Here is a 15289-nt window from a genome sequence, read left to right on the forward strand (position 1 = left end):
CTCATCCTGAGCGCCGCGCCGCAAACAGTAAAATGAAAATAGTTGCGGCGTTGCTGCGTTTTTCTTATGAAAATCGCCCCCCTCGGTGTGCGGGCGTGATCGCGGCAATTTGGATAGACTGGGCGGCGTCGCCCGGCTCGATCGATCCACCGAACCGTGGCCACAAGCAACGGATAAGAAATGGAGACTCCCATGAAAACAGGATTCATCGGTCTCGGCGTGATGGGGCAGCCGATGGCGCTCAACCTCGCGCGCGCCGGCACCCCACTGGTCGTGTGGAACCGCACGCCGGACCGTTGCGCCGCGTTGCGCGACGCAGGTGCGCAGGTTGCGGACAGCGTCGGCGAGGTCTTCCGGCAGGCCCGCATCGTCATCCTGATGATGGCGACCGATACGGCGCTCGACGCGGTGCTCGGCCGCCACACCGCGGATTTCGCAACGAACGTCGCACAGCACATCATCGTGCACATGGGCACGACATCGGCCGACTATTCGCGCGGCCTCGAAGCCGACATCCGCGCGGCAGGCGGGCAGTACGTCGAGGCGCCCGTCTCGGGCTCACGCAAGCCGGCCGAAGCGGGTCAACTGGTGGCGATGCTGGCGGGCGAACTGGCGGCCGTCGAAGAAGTGCGTCCACTTCTCAAACCGATGTGCCACGAGACGGTGATCTGCGGCGCGGTGCCCGCGGGGCTTCTGATGAAACTGTCGATCAACACGTTCCTGATTCCGATGGTGACCGCGCTTGCCGAGGCGGCGCATCTTGCGCGAAGCTACGGGCTCGACATGAAGCAATTTCAGGCCGTGCTCGACGCCGGCCCGATGGCGAGCAACGTTTCGCGCGTGAAGGTCGACAAGCTCGTGAACGAAGATTTCACGGTGCAGGCCTCGATTGTCGACGTGCTGAAGAACAACCGGCTTGCGGCTGAGGCGGCGCGCCATGCGAATCTTGCGTCGCCGCTGCTGGATGTCTGCTTTGATCTGTACACCGAGACCGTTGAGTTGGGTCATGGTCAAGCCGATATGGCGGCCGTTGTGCGTGCGATCGAAGCGCGCAGCGAGGCGAGGGGGAGTGCGAAGGGCGCGTCTGCTTGAATCCGCTTGAGCGTCCCGGCACGGCGCGTTGCCGTGCCAAGCGAAAGCGCACCCCAACGGGACCCAATCGGAGCCTGCCACGGGCGTCAAATCCGTCGAGCGACCTGGCCCTTCGGCGATGCCGTCCGCGACATTCAATAGCTGGCAACCTCGATCACAGCGTCCGCAAAGGCCTTGGGGGCTTCTTGCGGCAGATTGTGACCGATTCCACCGGTGATGGTGCGGTGCGCATATCTGCTGACGAATTTCTTCGCATATGCCGTGGGCTCCGGATGAGGCGCGCCGTTCGCGTCGCCTTCAAGGGTAATCGTCGGCACAGCGATGGTTGGTGCGGCCGCAAGACGCCTTTCCAGATCGGTATACTGCGGCTCCCCATCTGAGAGACTCAATCGCCAGCGGTAGTTGTCGATCACGATCGCAACATGGTCCGGGTTCTGGAAGGCATTTGCGGATCGCTCGAACGTGGCGTCGTCGAAGCGCCATTTCGGCGACGCAAGTTGCCAGATGAGCTTCGCGAAGCCTTGCCGATTGGCTTCATAGCCCTGCTTACCCCGCTCCGTGGCGAAGTAGAACTGGTACCACCACGCGAGCTCCGCCTTCGGCGGCAAGGGCGCCTTGTTGCCCGCCTGGCTGCCGATCAGATAGCCGCTCACCGAGACCAATGCCTTGCAGCGCTCCGGCCAGAGCGCTGCGACGACATTGGCCGTGCGCGCGCCCCAGTCGAATCCACCGATGATCGCCTGCTGAATTTTCAGCGCATCCATCAGCGCGATGACATCGACGGCGAGCACCGACTGCTGGCCATTGCGGACCGTTTCGCTGGCAAGAAACCGCGTCGTCCCATAGCCGCGCAGGTACGGGACGATCACCCTATGGCCCGCCGCGGCGAGCCGATGCGCGACATCGGTGAAGCTGTGGATGTCATAAGGCCAGCCGTGGAGCAGGATCACGACTGGCCCGTTGCCCGGGCCGACCTCCGCATAGCCGACGTTCAGTACGCCGGCATCGATCTGCTTGATCCCGGCAAACGATGCCTTCGACGCTGCGGCGTTTGCGCGTGGATTCGCGTCTCCTTCTGCGGACTGCGAGTGCGCCAACCCGCTCAAGGACAGTTCCATGGCACCGACGCCGAGGGCAGCCGTCCTAAGAAAGCGTCGGCGACGGCTGTTCATCTCATTCGACACCGGAAGTCTCCTCTTCATGATCAGGGTTATCGAACAGTGAATCAGCTTTTGAACTTGTCGTTGAACTGCGTTACGAACGCCGATTCATTCGGACCGACGTTGTTGCGCATCGGTCGCGCTGCCTCGACCAGTGCCTCGATTGCATCGGTGCTGAGTTCGCGCATGGTCTGTTCGATATACGGGGCGAGCGGCATGGCTCGCGGTTCGTTCTTACTGTTCAGCAAGTCCGTCTGAACCCAGGGTGGCGCGATTTCAACCACGCGTACGGATGTATCTTTGAGCACGTAACGCAGCGATTGCGTGTAGGAATGAATGGCCGCCTTGGTCGACGAATAGACACCGGCCATTGCCATCGGCACGAAACCTAGAACTGACGAGACATTGATGATCGTCGAGTCGTCCTGCTGTTTCAGGTGTTCGACAAGCGCGCCCGTCATCCGTATCGGACCCATCAGATTGGTGCTCAGCGTCGACGTGAGCAGCGTTTCGTCAACTGGTGCGCCGAGATCGTCGACGTGCATCACACCTGCATTGTTGATCAGCACGTTCAGCGATGGCCATCCGGCAACGAGTTCCTCGGCAACCGAAATGATGTTCTTCGGGTCGGTGATGTCGAGTTCGATCGCCTGCATGCCGGAGTTGGCTGCGATCGTTTCGTCGAGATTCGCGCGACGCCGTCCGGAAATGATGACCTGATTGCCGAGTCGATGGAATGCTTCGGCGAGACCGCGGCCAATGCCAGAGCCGCCGCCGGTAATGAAAATGGTGTTGCCAGTCGTCTTCATCGATTGCTCTTGAGATAAATGGTTTTCATGCGTGAATGGATTCGCGTCATTCAACGCAAGGACTTGAAAGAGGCCCTGAGTTCTTCCGAGAAAAGTTGTGGCTGTTCCCAGGCCGCGAAGTGGCCGCCCTTGTTCACTTCATTGAAGTAGATGAGCTTGTGGTAGCTGCGTTCGGTCCAGCTACGAGGCGCCTGATAGATCTCGCCGGGGAACACCGTCACTGCCGCAGGGATTGAGATATCGACGGCGTTGAAGTTGTTCGCATTGTTTTCCCAGTAGAGCTGCGCCGCGGACGTAGACGTGTTGGTCAGCCAGTACAGCGTGATGTCGTCGAGCATCTCGTCCTTGGTCAGCGAGCGTTCGGGATCGCCGCCGCTATAAGTCCAGTCCGCAAATTTGTCGTACATCCATGCGGCCTGGCCGACCGGAGAATCCGCGAGTGCATAACCCACTGTCTGTGGACGCGTGACCATCATCGCTGCGTAACCGCCGCCGCGCGTATAGAGGTTATCGAGCGACCTGTAGGCGGCTTTCTCCTTGTCGGAGAGGCCGGCCGGCGGTGGGTCACCCGCTTTCAGCGATTTCGCAACGTCCGGCGGTACTGTCGCCGGCATGTTGACGTGAATGCCGAGCAGTCCGGGTGGTTTCTGGGCGGCCATTTTGTCGGCGATCACGGAGCCCCAGTCGCCGCCCTGCGCGACATAGTGCTGGTAGCCGAGGCGGCGCATCAGTTCCTCCCAGGCGCGGGCGATATGGTCAGGCGTCCACCCAGTGCCATTGGGTTTGCCTGAGAACCCGTACCCGGGCATCGAAGGCAGGACCAGGTCGAACGAATCTTCCGCGCGTCCGCCATAGGCGACTGGATCGGTGAGCGGCCCGATGACTTTCAGTTCCTCGAATACCGAGCCGGGCCAGCCATGGGTCATGATCATCGGCAGCGCGTTCGGATTGCGTGAGCGCACCCAGATGAAGTGAATATCGACTCCATCGATTGTGGTGACGTATTGCGGCAGGGCATTGAGCTTCGCCTCGGCCTTGCGCCAGTCGTAGTCCGTGCGCCAGTAGTTCACGAGCTCTTTCAGCTTCGCGAGTTGCGCGCCTTGCGCTCGGTCGTCAACCGTCTCCTTGTCCGGCCAGCGAGTCGCCGCGATGCGTTTGCGCAGATCGGCGAGTTGGGCATCGGAAAAATGAGCGTGGAACGGGCGGATCGCCGTATCGCCAGTCGATGCCGGTACGGGCAATTCGACAGCAGCAAAGACAGGTGGTGCAAAAGCGGCCGCAGTAAGAAAGCTGAGGCTAAACGCGCGTGCCCTCAACGAGCCGAACGCCAGTCGACGCAAGGATGAAATGGAAAACATATTTACGTATGCCTAATTAAATGGAAGATATAAATCTGATCAAATCGAAGGCCAACGAGATCGTGTCGCAGCCGACACGGTATGCGAACAGCGCGTCCGCGTAACGCGATCCGTGCTCCTTACCGATATTTATACGGTCAATTGTTGATGGCTCAAAGGACGTATAAACTACGTTTTCAGGACGTGTCCTTTCAGGAGGCAGCCGTGCCGACAGTTGCGTTTGTGGTGTTCGACGGCTTCTATTCCATGGCGCTCGTTGCGGAATCCGTGTTCGAGTTCGCAAACGTGGCGGCCGGTGAACCGTTCTATCAGACACTCAACGTTTCCGAAGCGGGCGGTCTGGTGCGCGCTTCGAGCGGTCTGACGGTCTTGACCGAGGCGATCGACGATCGCGTCTTCGATACGGTCATCTTCGCCGGAAGCAACCCCATCACCGTCGTGCCGCCGCCAGGTGTGCTCGCATACGTGCGTCGCAGCGCCGAGACCGCGCGGCGCACCGCCTCGATGTGCACGGGTGCGTTCGTGCTCGCGGAGGCTGGCTTGCTGGATGGCCGCCGCGCAACCACGCACTGGCACTATGCGCACGATCTGCGCACCCGCTTTCCCTCTGTTACGGTGGACGAGGATCGGATTTTCATTGCGGACGGGCCGATCTGGACCTCGGCCGGCATGACGGCGGGCATCGATCTCGCACTCGCGTTGGTGGAGAAGGACCTTGGTGCCAAGGTCGCGCGGTCGGTCGCGCGAAAGCTTGTTGTCTATCATTGGCGTAGCGGCGGACAGTCGCAGCACTCAGCGCTGCTCGAACTCGAGCCCAAGTCCGATCGCATTCAATCCGCGCTGACGTATGCGAAAAAGAATCTCAACGAGCCCCTTTCGGTCGAGCAATTGGCGGATGTCGCGCGGTTGAGTCCGCGTCAATTTAGCCGCGCGTTTCGTGCGGAGACAGGGCAGACTCCTGCAAAGGCCGTCGAGCGGCTGCGCATTGAAACTGCACGCTTGATGCTCGAGGAGAGCCGGCACACGATCGATCAGGTCGCCAGCGCGACCGGGTTCTCCGATCCAAGGAGAATGCGGGAAGTGTTCCTGCGTGTGTTCGGGCAACCGCCGCAAGCATTTCGTCGCCACGCACGCACGGCGACGGGCGCACCGTGAGATCGTCTCGTCCCTACGTTCACGTGTCACCCTATACCGGGTTTCTCAATGTCCAAGACCAAACCAGAAGACTCGCTCGACGCACCGGCCACCGGGATCCGCAAAGGTCTCACCAACTATGGCGACAGCGGCTTCTCCCTGTTTTTGCGCAAAGCTTTCATCAAGGGGGCGGGCTATACCGATGAAGCACTGGATCGACCGGTAGTCGGCATCTGCAACACCGGCAGCGCTTACAACCCGTGCCACGGCAACGCACCGCAACTGATCGAGGCAGTCAAGCGCGGCGTGATGCTGGCCGGCGGCTTGCCGATGGATTTTCCGACCATTTCCATCCATGAGAGTTTTTCGCAGCCCACCAGCATGTACCTGCGCAACCTGATGTCGATGGATACCGAGGAGATGATCCGCGCCCAGCCGATGGACGCGGTTGTGCTGATCGGGGGCTGCGACAAGACTGTGCCGGCGCAGTTGATGGGCGCGGCATCGGCTAATATTCCCGCCATCCAGTTGATCACGGGCTCCATGCTGACTGGCTCGCACCGCGGCGAGCGCGTGGGTGCGTGCACCGATTGCCGTCGCTACTGGGGCAAATTCCGCGCGGACGAAATCGATAGCGCGGAAATTGCCGCGGTGAACAACCAACTGGTGGCCAGCGTCGGCACCTGTTCGGTGATGGGCACGGCCAGCACCATGGCTTGCGTGGCCGAAGCACTGGGGATGACCGTTCCGGGCGGCGCATCGCCGCCGGCCGTGACGGCCGATCGTATCCGCATCGCAGAAGAGACCGGCGCCCAGGCAGTGCGCATGGCGCGCAGCGGCCTCACGATCGACAAGATTCTGACCGCCGATGCATTCGAGAACGCCATCCGCGTGTTACTGGCGATCGGTGGCTCGACCAATGGCATCGTGCACCTGACCGCGATTGCGGGACGCATGGGACTGGATGTCGATCTGAAGGCGCTGGATCGCATGGGCCGCGAAACGCCGGTGTTGCTGGACCTGAAACCGTCCGGTCAGCACTACATGGAAGACTTCCACCACGCCGGGGGCATGGCGACCTTGCTGCGTGAACTCAGGCCGCTGCTCAAGCTCGACGCGATGACTGTCACCGGGCGTACCTTGGGCGAAGAGATCGAACTGGCCGGTCCCGGCTTTGAACAGGACGTGGTGCGGACAATCGCCGATCCGATCTATCCGCAAGGCGGCATTGCCGTCTTGCATGGCAACCTCGCACCTGGCGGCGCGATCATCAAGCAATCCGCTGCCGATGCCAGACTCATGCAGCACGAGGGGCGCGCCGTGGTGTTCGAGAACGGTCAGGACATGGCCGAGCGCATCGACTCGGACGACCTCGACGTCACAGCCGACGATATTCTGGTGCTGAAAAACATCGGACCGAAAGGCGCGCCGGGAATGCCAGAGGCCGGTTATATTCCGATTCCGAAAAAGCTGGCGCGTGCCGGCGTCAAGGACATGGTGCGCATTTCCGACGGGCGCATGAGTGGCACGGCCTTCGGCACCATCGTGTTGCACGTGACGCCTGAGGCGGCCGTTGGTGGGCCGCTGGCCTATGTTCAGAACGGCGATCGTATCCGGCTCAGCGTAGCAGCGCGTGAAATCACGCTGCTCGTGTCGGACTCCAAGCTCGCGCGCCGCGAGGCCGCTGCACCCGTAGACGTGCCGACGGCCGAACGCGGGTATCGGAAACTGTTCCTCGATACGGTGCTGCAGGCCGATAAAGGCGTCGATTTCGATTTCTTGCGCGCCGCGAGGATTCACGACACAACGCCGAAGGGATAGCGGTTGCGTGCGGCACCGCGATCCAGATTTCATTTGGGAAGAGTCACCAGTACGAATACGCCATCCTTGCCTTTTCGATTTGTTTAACTATAGTGTTAAATATCAACCGAAAGGTTTATAAAAGGAGGCAATCATGAACGAACCGTTTCATCGTCCTTCGCTGGGCGCGTCGGTGTACTACAAGGACCCGTTTGCCGCGCTCGACTGGCTCGAGAATGCGTTCGGCTTCGAGCGTCAACTGGTGGTCACGGATAGCGACGGTCAGTTGGGCCACTCGGAGATGCGTTTCGGCGACAGCTACGTGATGATCTGCCGCGAATGGTCGGAAGACGCTGCGAGCCCGGCTTCGATCGGCGGCAAGAATACACAGTCGGTACACGTGCAACTGCGCGAAGGGATCGATGAACATTGCGCTCGTGCGCGTGCCGCAGGCGCTGTGATCACGCGCGAGCCGGCGGATCAGTTCTATGGCGACCGCGTCTATGCGGCGCGCGATCCGGAAGGGCATGTCTGGAGCTTCGGCCAGACGGTTCGTGAGGTGTCGCGCGAGGAAGCCGAGCGCGTGAGCGGCCTGAAAATCGAAGGGTGGGTATAAGCGATGGGACTGCATGCCAGCGTCTCGCTCGACCGCACTCTGGCTGCACTGGCCGACCCGAATCGGCGTCAGGTGGTCGAACTGCTCAGCCAGCAACCGATGCGCGCGGGTGAACTCGCGCAAGCAACCGGTCTCTCGCCGCAGGCAATGAGCCGGCATTTGCGTGTGCTGCGCTCGAGCGAACTGATCGAGGAATCGCACGACGGCGTCGATGCGCGCGTGCGTCTCTACGTGCTGAGGTCGGCGCCAATGAACGAGTTGAAGGCATGGCTCGAACAGACCGAAGCCTTATGGTCCGAGCAATTGCTGTCGTTCAAGGCGCATCTGGAGCAGCAGGAATGAGTTCTCGCGTGCAGGTGTCGCTACGGGTCGCGGCAACGCCGAAGCGCGCGTTCGAAGTGTTTACGCGTGAGATCGGCAGATGGTGGCGTCCGAATGGCCTGTTTCAGTTCACGCCGCAAGGCGCGGGTGTGTTGTCGTTCGAGCAGGCTGCGGCGCCTCACACGCCCGGAGAGCACGGCCGTCTGATCGAAACGCAGCCGGACGGCAGCGTGTTCGAGATCGGCCGCGTGACGGCCTGGGAGCCGGGCGAGCGTTTGGCATTCGGCTGGCGTCAGGCCAGTTTCACCGACGCGCAGCACACTCAGGTCGAAGTGCGTTTCGAAGCGGTGGGCGACGAAACACGCGTGACGGTGGAGCATCGCGGCTGGGATACGGTGCCGCAGGAGCATGTCGCACGCCACCATTTCCCCGAGCGCGTGTTTCTGTTGCGGCATGGCGAATGGTGGCAGGTGTTGCTGGCTTCGCTACGGACTGAAGTGCAATCGGCTGCGCCGCCGGGCTGAATGGCTGCGCGTGCGTCGTACGTTCTCGTCAGCGCGTGGCGATCGCGGCGGCAACACCGGCCATGACCGTAGCGCTGGCGCGGTTGGTGAACTTCACCGCGCGGCGCGTGTTCAGCAATTTGCGCGCACGTGTGGCGAGCAGCGCCCAGCCGAAGTCGACGGCCATCAGTACGATCAGCATGGTGAGCGTGAGTTCGAACCAGGCGACGGTGCCGATGCGCGACAGATCGATGATGGTCGGCAGCAACGCGAGGTAGAACATCATGATCTTCGGATTGCCGAGCGTCACCAGCAGGCCGGCGATGAACATGCGCCACGGCGACTGGCCGCTCGGCAGGTCGCTGCCTTGCACGTCGGCCGGTGCGCGCCACATCTTCCAGGCAAGGAACAGCAGATAGGCGACGCCGACAAATTTCAGCACGATGAACACCATGCCGAAGCTGCGGGCGATCACCGCAAGGCCGGCCACCGCGCAGGTGAGCCACAATGCTTCGCCGAGCCACATCGCTGCGAGAAACGGCAAGACGTCGCGAAAGCCGTTGGTCAGCACGCGCGCGACCAGCGCGGCGATGCTAGGACCGGGCGTGCCGGCGGCGATGATCAGCGCCAGCGCGAAGACGAGCAAAGCAGATAGCGACATCACGTCCCTCCACAAAATTCAGTGCGCGCGCAACCATCGGCTCAGTGTGCGTGCAACCTCCGGTTTAATGAGCGCGCAACCTTCGGTTGACGAAGCGCCACACGGCGCTCACCAGCAGCGATCCGACACCGAGCGAGACGCCCAGCAGCACGATCGAACTCATATGATCGCGTACCAGTGGCACGTTGCCGAACAGATAACCGGCCGCCACCAGCGACACGATCCACAGCGCCGCGCCGGCGGTGACGAACGACACGAAACGTGCAAACGTCATGCGCGAAACACCGGCGACGAACGGCGCGAACGTGCGCACGACGGCAATGAACGGCGACAGCAGAAAGGTCAGGCCGCCGCGTGCTTCGTAAAACGCGTGCGCTTTACGCAGTGCGTTCTTGTCAAGCCAACGGTAGTCGGCGGTATAGACTTTTTCGCCGATGGCGCGGCCGATCGCATAGTCGACGATGCTACCGGCCACCGTTGCGGCGAACAGCACGGGGATCACGAGCCAGACGTTCAGCGCGCCTGTCGCGGCGAGACCGCCGCAGATGAAGATCAGCGGATCGCCAGGCAAAAAGAATAGCGGCAGGAAACCGATTTCGACGAACACGACGAGGAACAGCATCGCGTAGACGGCTGTGCCGTATTGCACGATCAAACCGCTCAGGTGCTGGTCGAAGTGCAGGGCGACCTGCAGCACATGCATGAGATCCATCGTGGTTCGAAAGGGATTTGGGTGTTCGGGATTTTAGTCCCGTCGCGGCATGGGCACTTGTTTATTTCTCGGTGCGGATGTCAATATCGGGGTGTGATTTCCAGAATCGCGCCCGAACAAATTTAAGAAACCCCTATGCAACACACTTCCAGCCTCACGTTCCGCTTTGCCGCGCCGCACGATGCGGATGCTATCCGTATGATCGAATTCGAGGCCGGCCAGCGCTTTGTCAGCGTCGGCATGACGGGTATCGCCGATGCACCGCCGATGGAGCTGGAACTTGTTCGCCGCAAGATCGACGCGCAGCAGATCATCGTTGCCGTGGAAGCTGATGAGACGTGTGTGGGTTTTGTGATGTTCGAGCCGCAGCCCGCGCGCTTCTATGTTCAGGAACTTGATGTGCTGAGTTCGCATGCCGGGCAACGCATTGGCGCGGCGCTGATCGAGCAGGTCGCACAACTCGCGCGTGCGCAACAGATCACGCAACTCATTTTGTCGACGTTTCGCGAGGTGCCGTGGAACGCACCGTACTATCGGCGGCTCGGCTTTCGCGATATCGAGGAGGCCGATCTGGATGCGGCACTGATCGCGCGGCGCGATGCGCACATCGCGCGCGGACTCGACGAATCGAAACGCGTGTTCATGCGGCGTGACCTTGCGTAACGCCGCATGAACCGAACGCCTTATTCCACTGCTTCCAGCGTCGGATAATCCACGTAGCCAGTTTCGCCACGTGCATAGTACGTTGCCGGATTCGGCTTGTTCAGCGGCGCATTCGTCTCGAAGCGGCGCACCAGATCCGGATTCGCGATGAACAGTTGACCCCACGCCACCGCGTCCGCTTCACCCGCGTCGAGTACGTGCTGCGCGGTTTCCTTGGTGAACTTTTCGTTCGCGACGTACGGGCCGCCGAATGCCTTCTTCAGTTGCGGGCCGAGGCGGTCGTCGCCGAGTGCTTCGCGGGCGGCGATGAACGCGATCTTGCGCTTGCCGAGTTCGCGTGCCACGTAACCGAATGTGGCTGCCGGATCCGAATCGCCCATGTTGTGCGAGTCGCGACGCGGTGCGAGGTGCACGCCGACACGGTTCGCACCCCAGACGTCGATACAGGCGTCAGTGATTTCGAGCAGCAGGCGGGCGCGGTTTTCGACCGGGCCGCCGTAGGCGTCGGTACGCTTGTTGGTGCTGTCCTGCAGGAACTGGTCGAGCAGATAGCCGTTCGCGCCGTGCACTTCCACACCGTCGAAACCTGCTGCTTTCGCGTTTTCGGCGCCCTTGCGGAACGCTTCGACCACGCCGGCGATTTCGTCGAGTTCGAGTGCGCGCGGCGTCACATACGGACGCTCCGGACGCACCAGGCTCACGTGGCCTTGAGCCGGGATGGCGCTAGGCGCAACCGGCAGTTCGCCATTGAGGAACAGCGGGTCCGAAATACGGCCGACGTGCCACAACTGCAGGAAAATCTTGCCGCCGGCTGCATGCACGGCGTTCGTGACGATCTTCCAGCCTTCCACCTGCTCCTGCGACCAGATACCCGGGGTGTCGGCGTAACCGACGCCTTGCGGCGTAACGGACGTGGCTTCGCTGATGATCAGGCCTGCCGTGGCGCGTTCGGAGTAGTACTTCGCCATCAGCGCGTTCGGTACGCGGATTTCTTCAGCGCGTTGGCGCGTGAGCGGCGCCATGATGATGCGGTTCGACAACGTGATGTCGCCAATCTGGAGCGGGTCAAAAAGAGTCGGCATATGAGTTCACCTTAGGTGGCGGGCGCGTGGCCCCGGCCTTAAAAAAACTGCATGATGAAATAAGCGAAAAAACGCGGCGATGCGGATGAAGCGCTCAGAGCTGGCTGTTCATGTGCTCGAGAAAGGCTTGAATGACTGCCTCATTGCGTTTGAAAAACACCCATTGACCGACCCGCTTCGACGTAACGAGACCGGCGCGCTGCAACGCGGCAAGGTGCGCCGACACGGTGGACTGCGACAGGCCGCAGTGCGCGTCGATCTTGCCCGCGCACACGCCGTGGTCGAGCGGGAGCTCCTGGTCGGAGAAATGCGCATACGGCTCGCGCAGCCAGCCGAGAATCTCCCGCCGTACAGGGTTGGCGAGCGCTTTGTGAATCGCGTCGATATCGAGCGTCATGTGGGTCGGTTTCAGGGCATCAACTTCAGATCGTCAACAACAAGCAGGCGTGGCACACGCTAGCGGCCATGCATCTGCATCGCTACAAGACGAATCATATATCGGAATTTGACGATATGCTTGAAGCCACTACTCGCTATGGGGTCGATAGATGTCGGCGCACAAATAAGCCTGCACTTCCTACGGCGCGGGACGGCGCACATGACGGCAAATATGTAAGGCATCTGTCACGTTATAGTTACGATCTATCAATAGCATTGCGAAAATCGCATTCTGTTGATGGCCGCTCTCACATATATTTTTATGTGCAGTAGGCCTGCCGACGCGGACCCATCCTGGTCCAATACACGCCACGACGTCCATCATCGGACGAAGACTATGCGCGCCGGGTGACAGTGCCAGTACATCAAAAAGAGTCCATCATGTGATTCCCCGACCGCCCGACGGCACTGGTTCGGCGATGCACCGTAGAAGCCAGACGCCGTGGAAGAACTGGTAGTGGGTATATTCCCCAAGGAGATAGTGCATGTCTAACGATGCAAAGTGCCCGTTCAATCATGCTGCCGGAGGTGGCACGACCAACCGTGACTGGTGGCCAAAGCAGCTGCGGGTGGATCTGCTTAGCCAACACTCCAGCAAGTCGGACCCGCTGGACAGCGGCTTCAACTATGCCGAGGCGTTCAAGAGCCTCGATCTCGCCGCGGTGAAGAAGGATCTTGCGGCACTGATGACCGACTCGCAGGAATGGTGGCCGGCAGACTTCGGCCACTATGGTCCATTCTTCATCCGCATGGCCTGGCACAGTGCCGGCACGTACCGCATCGGCGACGGCCGCGGTGGCGCCGGGCGTGGCCAGCAGCGTTTCGCGCCGCTCAATAGCTGGCCGGACAACGTCAGCCTCGATAAAGCTCGCCGCCTGCTGTGGCCGATCAAGCAGAAGTACGGTCAGAAAATTTCCTGGGCCGATCTGCTGATCCTGACCGGCAACGTCGCGCTCGAAACCATGGGTTTCAAGACCTTCGGCTTCGGTGGCGGTCGCGCCGACACCTGGGAGCCGGACCTGGACGTCTACTGGGGCAACGAAAAGACTTGGCTGGGCGGCGATGTCCGCTACGGCAAGGGCGCTGCCGGCAATGAGGGCGAAGGCGTGATCGTGGCCGATCCAGCACTGCACGGCAGCGAAGTCAGCCGCGACGACAACGGGCGCAACCTGGAAAACCCGCTGGGCGCCGTGCAGATGGGCCTGATCTATGTCAACCCGGAAGGTCCCGACGGCAATCCTGACCCGCTCGCCGCGGCACATGACATCCGTGAGACCTTCGCTCGCATGGCCATGAACGACGAGGAAACGGTCGCGCTGATCGCCGGTGGCCACAGCTTTGGCAAGACGCACGGCGCCGGTCCTGCCGACAATGTGGGTCCGGTACCCGAGGCTGCAGACCTCGAGAACCAGGGGCTGGGCTGGAAGAGCAGCTTCGGCACCGGCAAGGGCGCCGACGCGATCTCCAGCGGACTGGAAGTCACCTGGACCACCACGCCGACGAAGTGGGGCAACGGCTTCTTCGAGAACCTGTTCAAGTACGAATGGGAACTGACCAAGAGCCCCGCCGGCGCCAACCAGTGGGTCGCCAAGGATGCCGGCGAAACGATTCCGCACGCTTTCGATGCCTCGAAGAAGCAGCGGCCGACGATGCTCACCACCGACCTCTCGCTGCGCTTCGATCCCGCCTACGAGAAGATTTCGCGGCGCTTCCTAGCGAATCCAGACCAGCTCGCCGATGCCTTCGCCCGTGCATGGTTCAAGCTCACTCACCGCGACATGGGACCGCGCGTCCGCTATCTTGGACCGGAAGTGCCTGCTGAAGAACTGATCTGGCAGGATCCGATTCCGGCAGTCGACCACGCTCTGGTGAACGATCAGGACGTCGCCTCGCTCAAGCAGAAGATTCTGGCGTCAGGGCTGTCCGTTTCGCAACTGGTGTCGACGGCCTGGGCGTCAGCATCCACGTTCCGCGGCTCGGACAAGCGCGGCGGCGCCAACGGTGCGCGCATTCGCCTCGCTCCGCAGAAAGACTGGGCGGTCAACCAGCCCGAGCAGCTGGCGAAGGTACTGAAGGTCCTCGAAGGGATCCAGAGCGAGTTCAACGGCGCACAGTCCGGCAAGAAGGTGTCGCTGGCCGACCTGATCGTGCTGGCCGGTAGCGCCGGCATCGAGCAGGCCGCGAAAAACGGCGGCCATCAGGTGACCGTGCCGTTTGCGCCGGGACGCGCGGACGCGTCGCAGGATCAGACCGACGTGGAGTCCGTTGGCGCGCTTGAACCCGTTGCCGATGGTTTCCGCAACTATCTGAAGGGCAAGTACAGTGTCCCGGCTGAGGCGTTGCTGATCGACAAGGCGCAATTGTTGACGCTAACTGCACCCGAGATGACGGCACTCATCGGCGGCTTGCGCGCCCTGAAGGTCCAGAGCGGGCAGGATTCGCATGGTGTCTTCACCAAGCGGCCGGAAACGCTGACCAACGACTTTTTCGTCAACCTGCTCGACATGGGTACGGAATGGAAACCGGTCTCCCGGGACGTGTTCGAAGGGCGCGACCGCAAGACCGGTGAGGTGAAGTGGACCGGTAGCCGTGTCGATCTGGTGTTTGGTTCGCACGCTCAGTTGCGGGCGCTGTCCGAAGTCTATGCAAGCGAGGACGGGCAGGCGAAATTCGTTCGCGACTTTGTTGCTGCGTGGGTCAAGGTGATGAACCTCGACCGCTTCGACCTCGCCTGAGCAGGTGTGCGGGTTCCGTCAGGGTTGCTGCAACCCTGATGGAACCTTGCCTCAGCTTGCGAAGGTAATTCTGCATGTCGCGGTGCGACTCCGGTTATATCGGAGCCGCACCGTTTTTTTTTGTCCATGCCATACCGTGCAGCCTGAATGACTCGAATATTCGCGTCATTGCGTCAGCCTGCATGATCGTATTTCCCCTCCCTTA

At 61.4% G+C, this 15289-nt stretch carries 15 protein-coding genes; 8 read left to right on the forward strand and 7 right to left on the reverse strand.

What is annotated here, in order from left to right; all coding sequences use genetic code 11:
- The first annotated feature begins 180 nt into the window (after positions 1–180).
- Entirely contained in the window at positions 181–1092 is a 912-nt protein-coding gene (locus tag KHO30_RS26255; protein WP_211702778.1) for an NAD(P)-dependent oxidoreductase, read from the forward strand.
- Positions 1093–1226: 134 nt separating this feature from the next.
- On the opposite strand, the gene KHO30_RS26260 is transcribed toward KHO30_RS26255, so the two are convergent.
- Genes KHO30_RS26260 through KHO30_RS26270 form a run of 3 tightly spaced genes read right to left on the reverse strand, consistent with a single transcriptional unit; the run spans position 1227 to position 4419 of the window.
- On the reverse strand, positions 1227–2276 hold the full coding sequence (locus tag KHO30_RS26260; protein WP_211702844.1) for an alpha/beta fold hydrolase: 1050 nt from the start codon (positions 2274–2276) through the stop codon (positions 1227–1229).
- Positions 2277–2317: 41 nt separating this feature from the next.
- The gene (locus KHO30_RS26265) at positions 2318–3061 is read right to left on the reverse strand and encodes an SDR family oxidoreductase (protein WP_211702779.1); all 744 of its coding nucleotides are present in this window, start codon (positions 3059–3061) and stop codon (positions 2318–2320) included.
- 50 nt (positions 3062–3111) lie between these two features.
- Positions 3112–4419 carry an epoxide hydrolase family protein gene (locus tag KHO30_RS26270; RefSeq protein ID WP_211702780.1) on the reverse strand — a complete coding sequence of 436 codons (1308 nt, stop codon included), beginning with the start codon at positions 4417–4419 and terminating at the stop codon, positions 3112–3114.
- A gap of 204 nt (positions 4420–4623) precedes the next feature.
- Between KHO30_RS26270 and KHO30_RS26275 the strand changes: the two genes are divergently transcribed.
- The 5 genes from KHO30_RS26275 to KHO30_RS26295 all read left to right on the forward strand — a co-directional run bounded on the left by KHO30_RS26275 (position 4624) and on the right by KHO30_RS26295 (position 8814).
- Positions 4624–5574 (forward strand): GlxA family transcriptional regulator, encoded by a 951-nt coding sequence (locus KHO30_RS26275; protein WP_093632842.1) that lies wholly within the window; start codon positions 4624–4626, stop codon positions 5572–5574.
- Between the two features lie 48 nt (positions 5575–5622).
- Positions 5623–7374, forward strand: a complete 1752-nt coding sequence (locus KHO30_RS26280; RefSeq protein ID WP_211702781.1) for an IlvD/Edd family dehydratase — start codon at positions 5623–5625, stop codon at positions 7372–7374.
- Between the two features lie 133 nt (positions 7375–7507).
- Complete coding sequence (locus KHO30_RS26285) at positions 7508–7969, forward strand: VOC family protein (RefSeq protein ID WP_093632840.1); 462 nt, start codon at positions 7508–7510, stop codon at positions 7967–7969.
- 3 nt (positions 7970–7972) lie between these two features.
- On the forward strand, positions 7973–8311 hold the full coding sequence (locus KHO30_RS26290) for an ArsR/SmtB family transcription factor (RefSeq protein WP_211702782.1): 339 nt from the start codon (positions 7973–7975) through the stop codon (positions 8309–8311).
- Positions 8308–8814 carry an SRPBCC family protein gene (locus tag KHO30_RS26295; RefSeq protein ID WP_211702783.1) on the forward strand — a complete coding sequence of 169 codons (507 nt, stop codon included), beginning with the start codon at positions 8308–8310 and terminating at the stop codon, positions 8812–8814. Before KHO30_RS26290 ends, KHO30_RS26295 begins: the two co-directional genes overlap by 4 nt.
- Before the next feature lie 28 nt (positions 8815–8842).
- On the opposite strand, the gene KHO30_RS26300 is transcribed toward KHO30_RS26295, so the two are convergent.
- Both KHO30_RS26300 and KHO30_RS26305 read right to left on the reverse strand, forming a co-directional pair.
- The gene (locus KHO30_RS26300) at positions 8843–9454 is read right to left on the reverse strand and encodes a LysE family translocator (protein ID WP_093632837.1); all 612 of its coding nucleotides are present in this window, start codon (positions 9452–9454) and stop codon (positions 8843–8845) included.
- Between the two features lie 64 nt (positions 9455–9518).
- Entirely contained in the window at positions 9519–10166 is a 648-nt protein-coding gene (locus tag KHO30_RS26305) for a VTT domain-containing protein (protein ID WP_054039163.1), read from the reverse strand.
- A 135-nt stretch (positions 10167–10301) separates the two neighbouring features.
- Here KHO30_RS26305 and KHO30_RS26310 point away from each other — a divergent pair, with 135 nt between their 5' ends.
- A complete protein-coding gene (locus tag KHO30_RS26310) occupies positions 10302–10829 on the forward strand; it encodes a GNAT family N-acetyltransferase (protein WP_200619648.1) in 528 nt (175 codons plus the stop codon).
- Positions 10830–10849: 20 nt separating this feature from the next.
- Here the strand turns inward: KHO30_RS26310 and KHO30_RS26315 are convergent, their stop codons facing one another.
- Both KHO30_RS26315 and KHO30_RS26320 read right to left on the reverse strand, forming a co-directional pair.
- Positions 10850–11911: an alkene reductase gene (locus tag KHO30_RS26315; protein WP_211702784.1), complete on the reverse strand. Its 1062-nt coding sequence runs from the start codon at positions 11909–11911 to the stop codon at positions 10850–10852.
- A gap of 94 nt (positions 11912–12005) precedes the next feature.
- Entirely contained in the window at positions 12006–12308 is a 303-nt protein-coding gene (locus tag KHO30_RS26320; protein ID WP_093632833.1) for an ArsR/SmtB family transcription factor, read from the reverse strand.
- 526 nt (positions 12309–12834) lie between these two features.
- Between KHO30_RS26320 and katG the strand changes: the two genes are divergently transcribed.
- A complete protein-coding gene (katG, locus tag KHO30_RS26325) occupies positions 12835–15084 on the forward strand; it encodes a catalase/peroxidase HPI (RefSeq protein WP_093632832.1) in 2250 nt (749 codons plus the stop codon).
- Positions 15085–15289 lie beyond the last annotated feature (205 nt).

It is taken from the genome of Paraburkholderia aspalathi (assembly GCF_905220735.1).
GTDB classification, from domain to species: Bacteria; Pseudomonadota; Gammaproteobacteria; order Burkholderiales; family Burkholderiaceae; genus Paraburkholderia; species Paraburkholderia aspalathi.

What these genes read in the sequence shown, in the direction of transcription:
- KHO30_RS26305 (WP_054039163.1), bottom strand. Translation starts at nt 10,166, where the DNA reads ATGGATCTCATGCATGTGCTGCAGGTCGCCCTGCACTTCGACCAGCAC.
- KHO30_RS26265 (WP_211702779.1), bottom strand. Translation starts at nt 3,061, where the DNA reads ATGAAGACGACTGGCAACACCATTTTCATTACCGGCGGCGGCTCTGGC.
- KHO30_RS26280 (WP_211702781.1), top strand. Translation starts at nt 5,623, where the DNA reads ATGTCCAAGACCAAACCAGAAGACTCGCTCGACGCACCGGCCACCGGG.
- KHO30_RS26270 (WP_211702780.1), bottom strand. Translation starts at nt 4,419, where the DNA reads ATGTTTTCCATTTCATCCTTGCGTCGACTGGCGTTCGGCTCGTTGAGG.
- KHO30_RS26255 (WP_211702778.1), top strand. Translation starts at nt 181, where the DNA reads ATGGAGACTCCCATGAAAACAGGATTCATCGGTCTCGGCGTGATGGGG.
- katG (WP_093632832.1), top strand. Translation starts at nt 12,835, where the DNA reads ATGTCTAACGATGCAAAGTGCCCGTTCAATCATGCTGCCGGAGGTGGC.
- KHO30_RS26285 (WP_093632840.1), top strand. Translation starts at nt 7,508, where the DNA reads ATGAACGAACCGTTTCATCGTCCTTCGCTGGGCGCGTCGGTGTACTAC.
- KHO30_RS26295 (WP_211702783.1), top strand. Translation starts at nt 8,308, where the DNA reads ATGAGTTCTCGCGTGCAGGTGTCGCTACGGGTCGCGGCAACGCCGAAG.
- KHO30_RS26300 (WP_093632837.1), bottom strand. Translation starts at nt 9,454, where the DNA reads ATGTCGCTATCTGCTTTGCTCGTCTTCGCGCTGGCGCTGATCATCGCC.
- KHO30_RS26310 (WP_200619648.1), top strand. Translation starts at nt 10,302, where the DNA reads ATGCAACACACTTCCAGCCTCACGTTCCGCTTTGCCGCGCCGCACGAT.
- KHO30_RS26290 (WP_211702782.1), top strand. Translation starts at nt 7,973, where the DNA reads ATGGGACTGCATGCCAGCGTCTCGCTCGACCGCACTCTGGCTGCACTG.
- KHO30_RS26315 (WP_211702784.1), bottom strand. Translation starts at nt 11,911, where the DNA reads ATGCCGACTCTTTTTGACCCGCTCCAGATTGGCGACATCACGTTGTCG.
- KHO30_RS26320 (WP_093632833.1), bottom strand. Translation starts at nt 12,308, where the DNA reads ATGACGCTCGATATCGACGCGATTCACAAAGCGCTCGCCAACCCTGTA.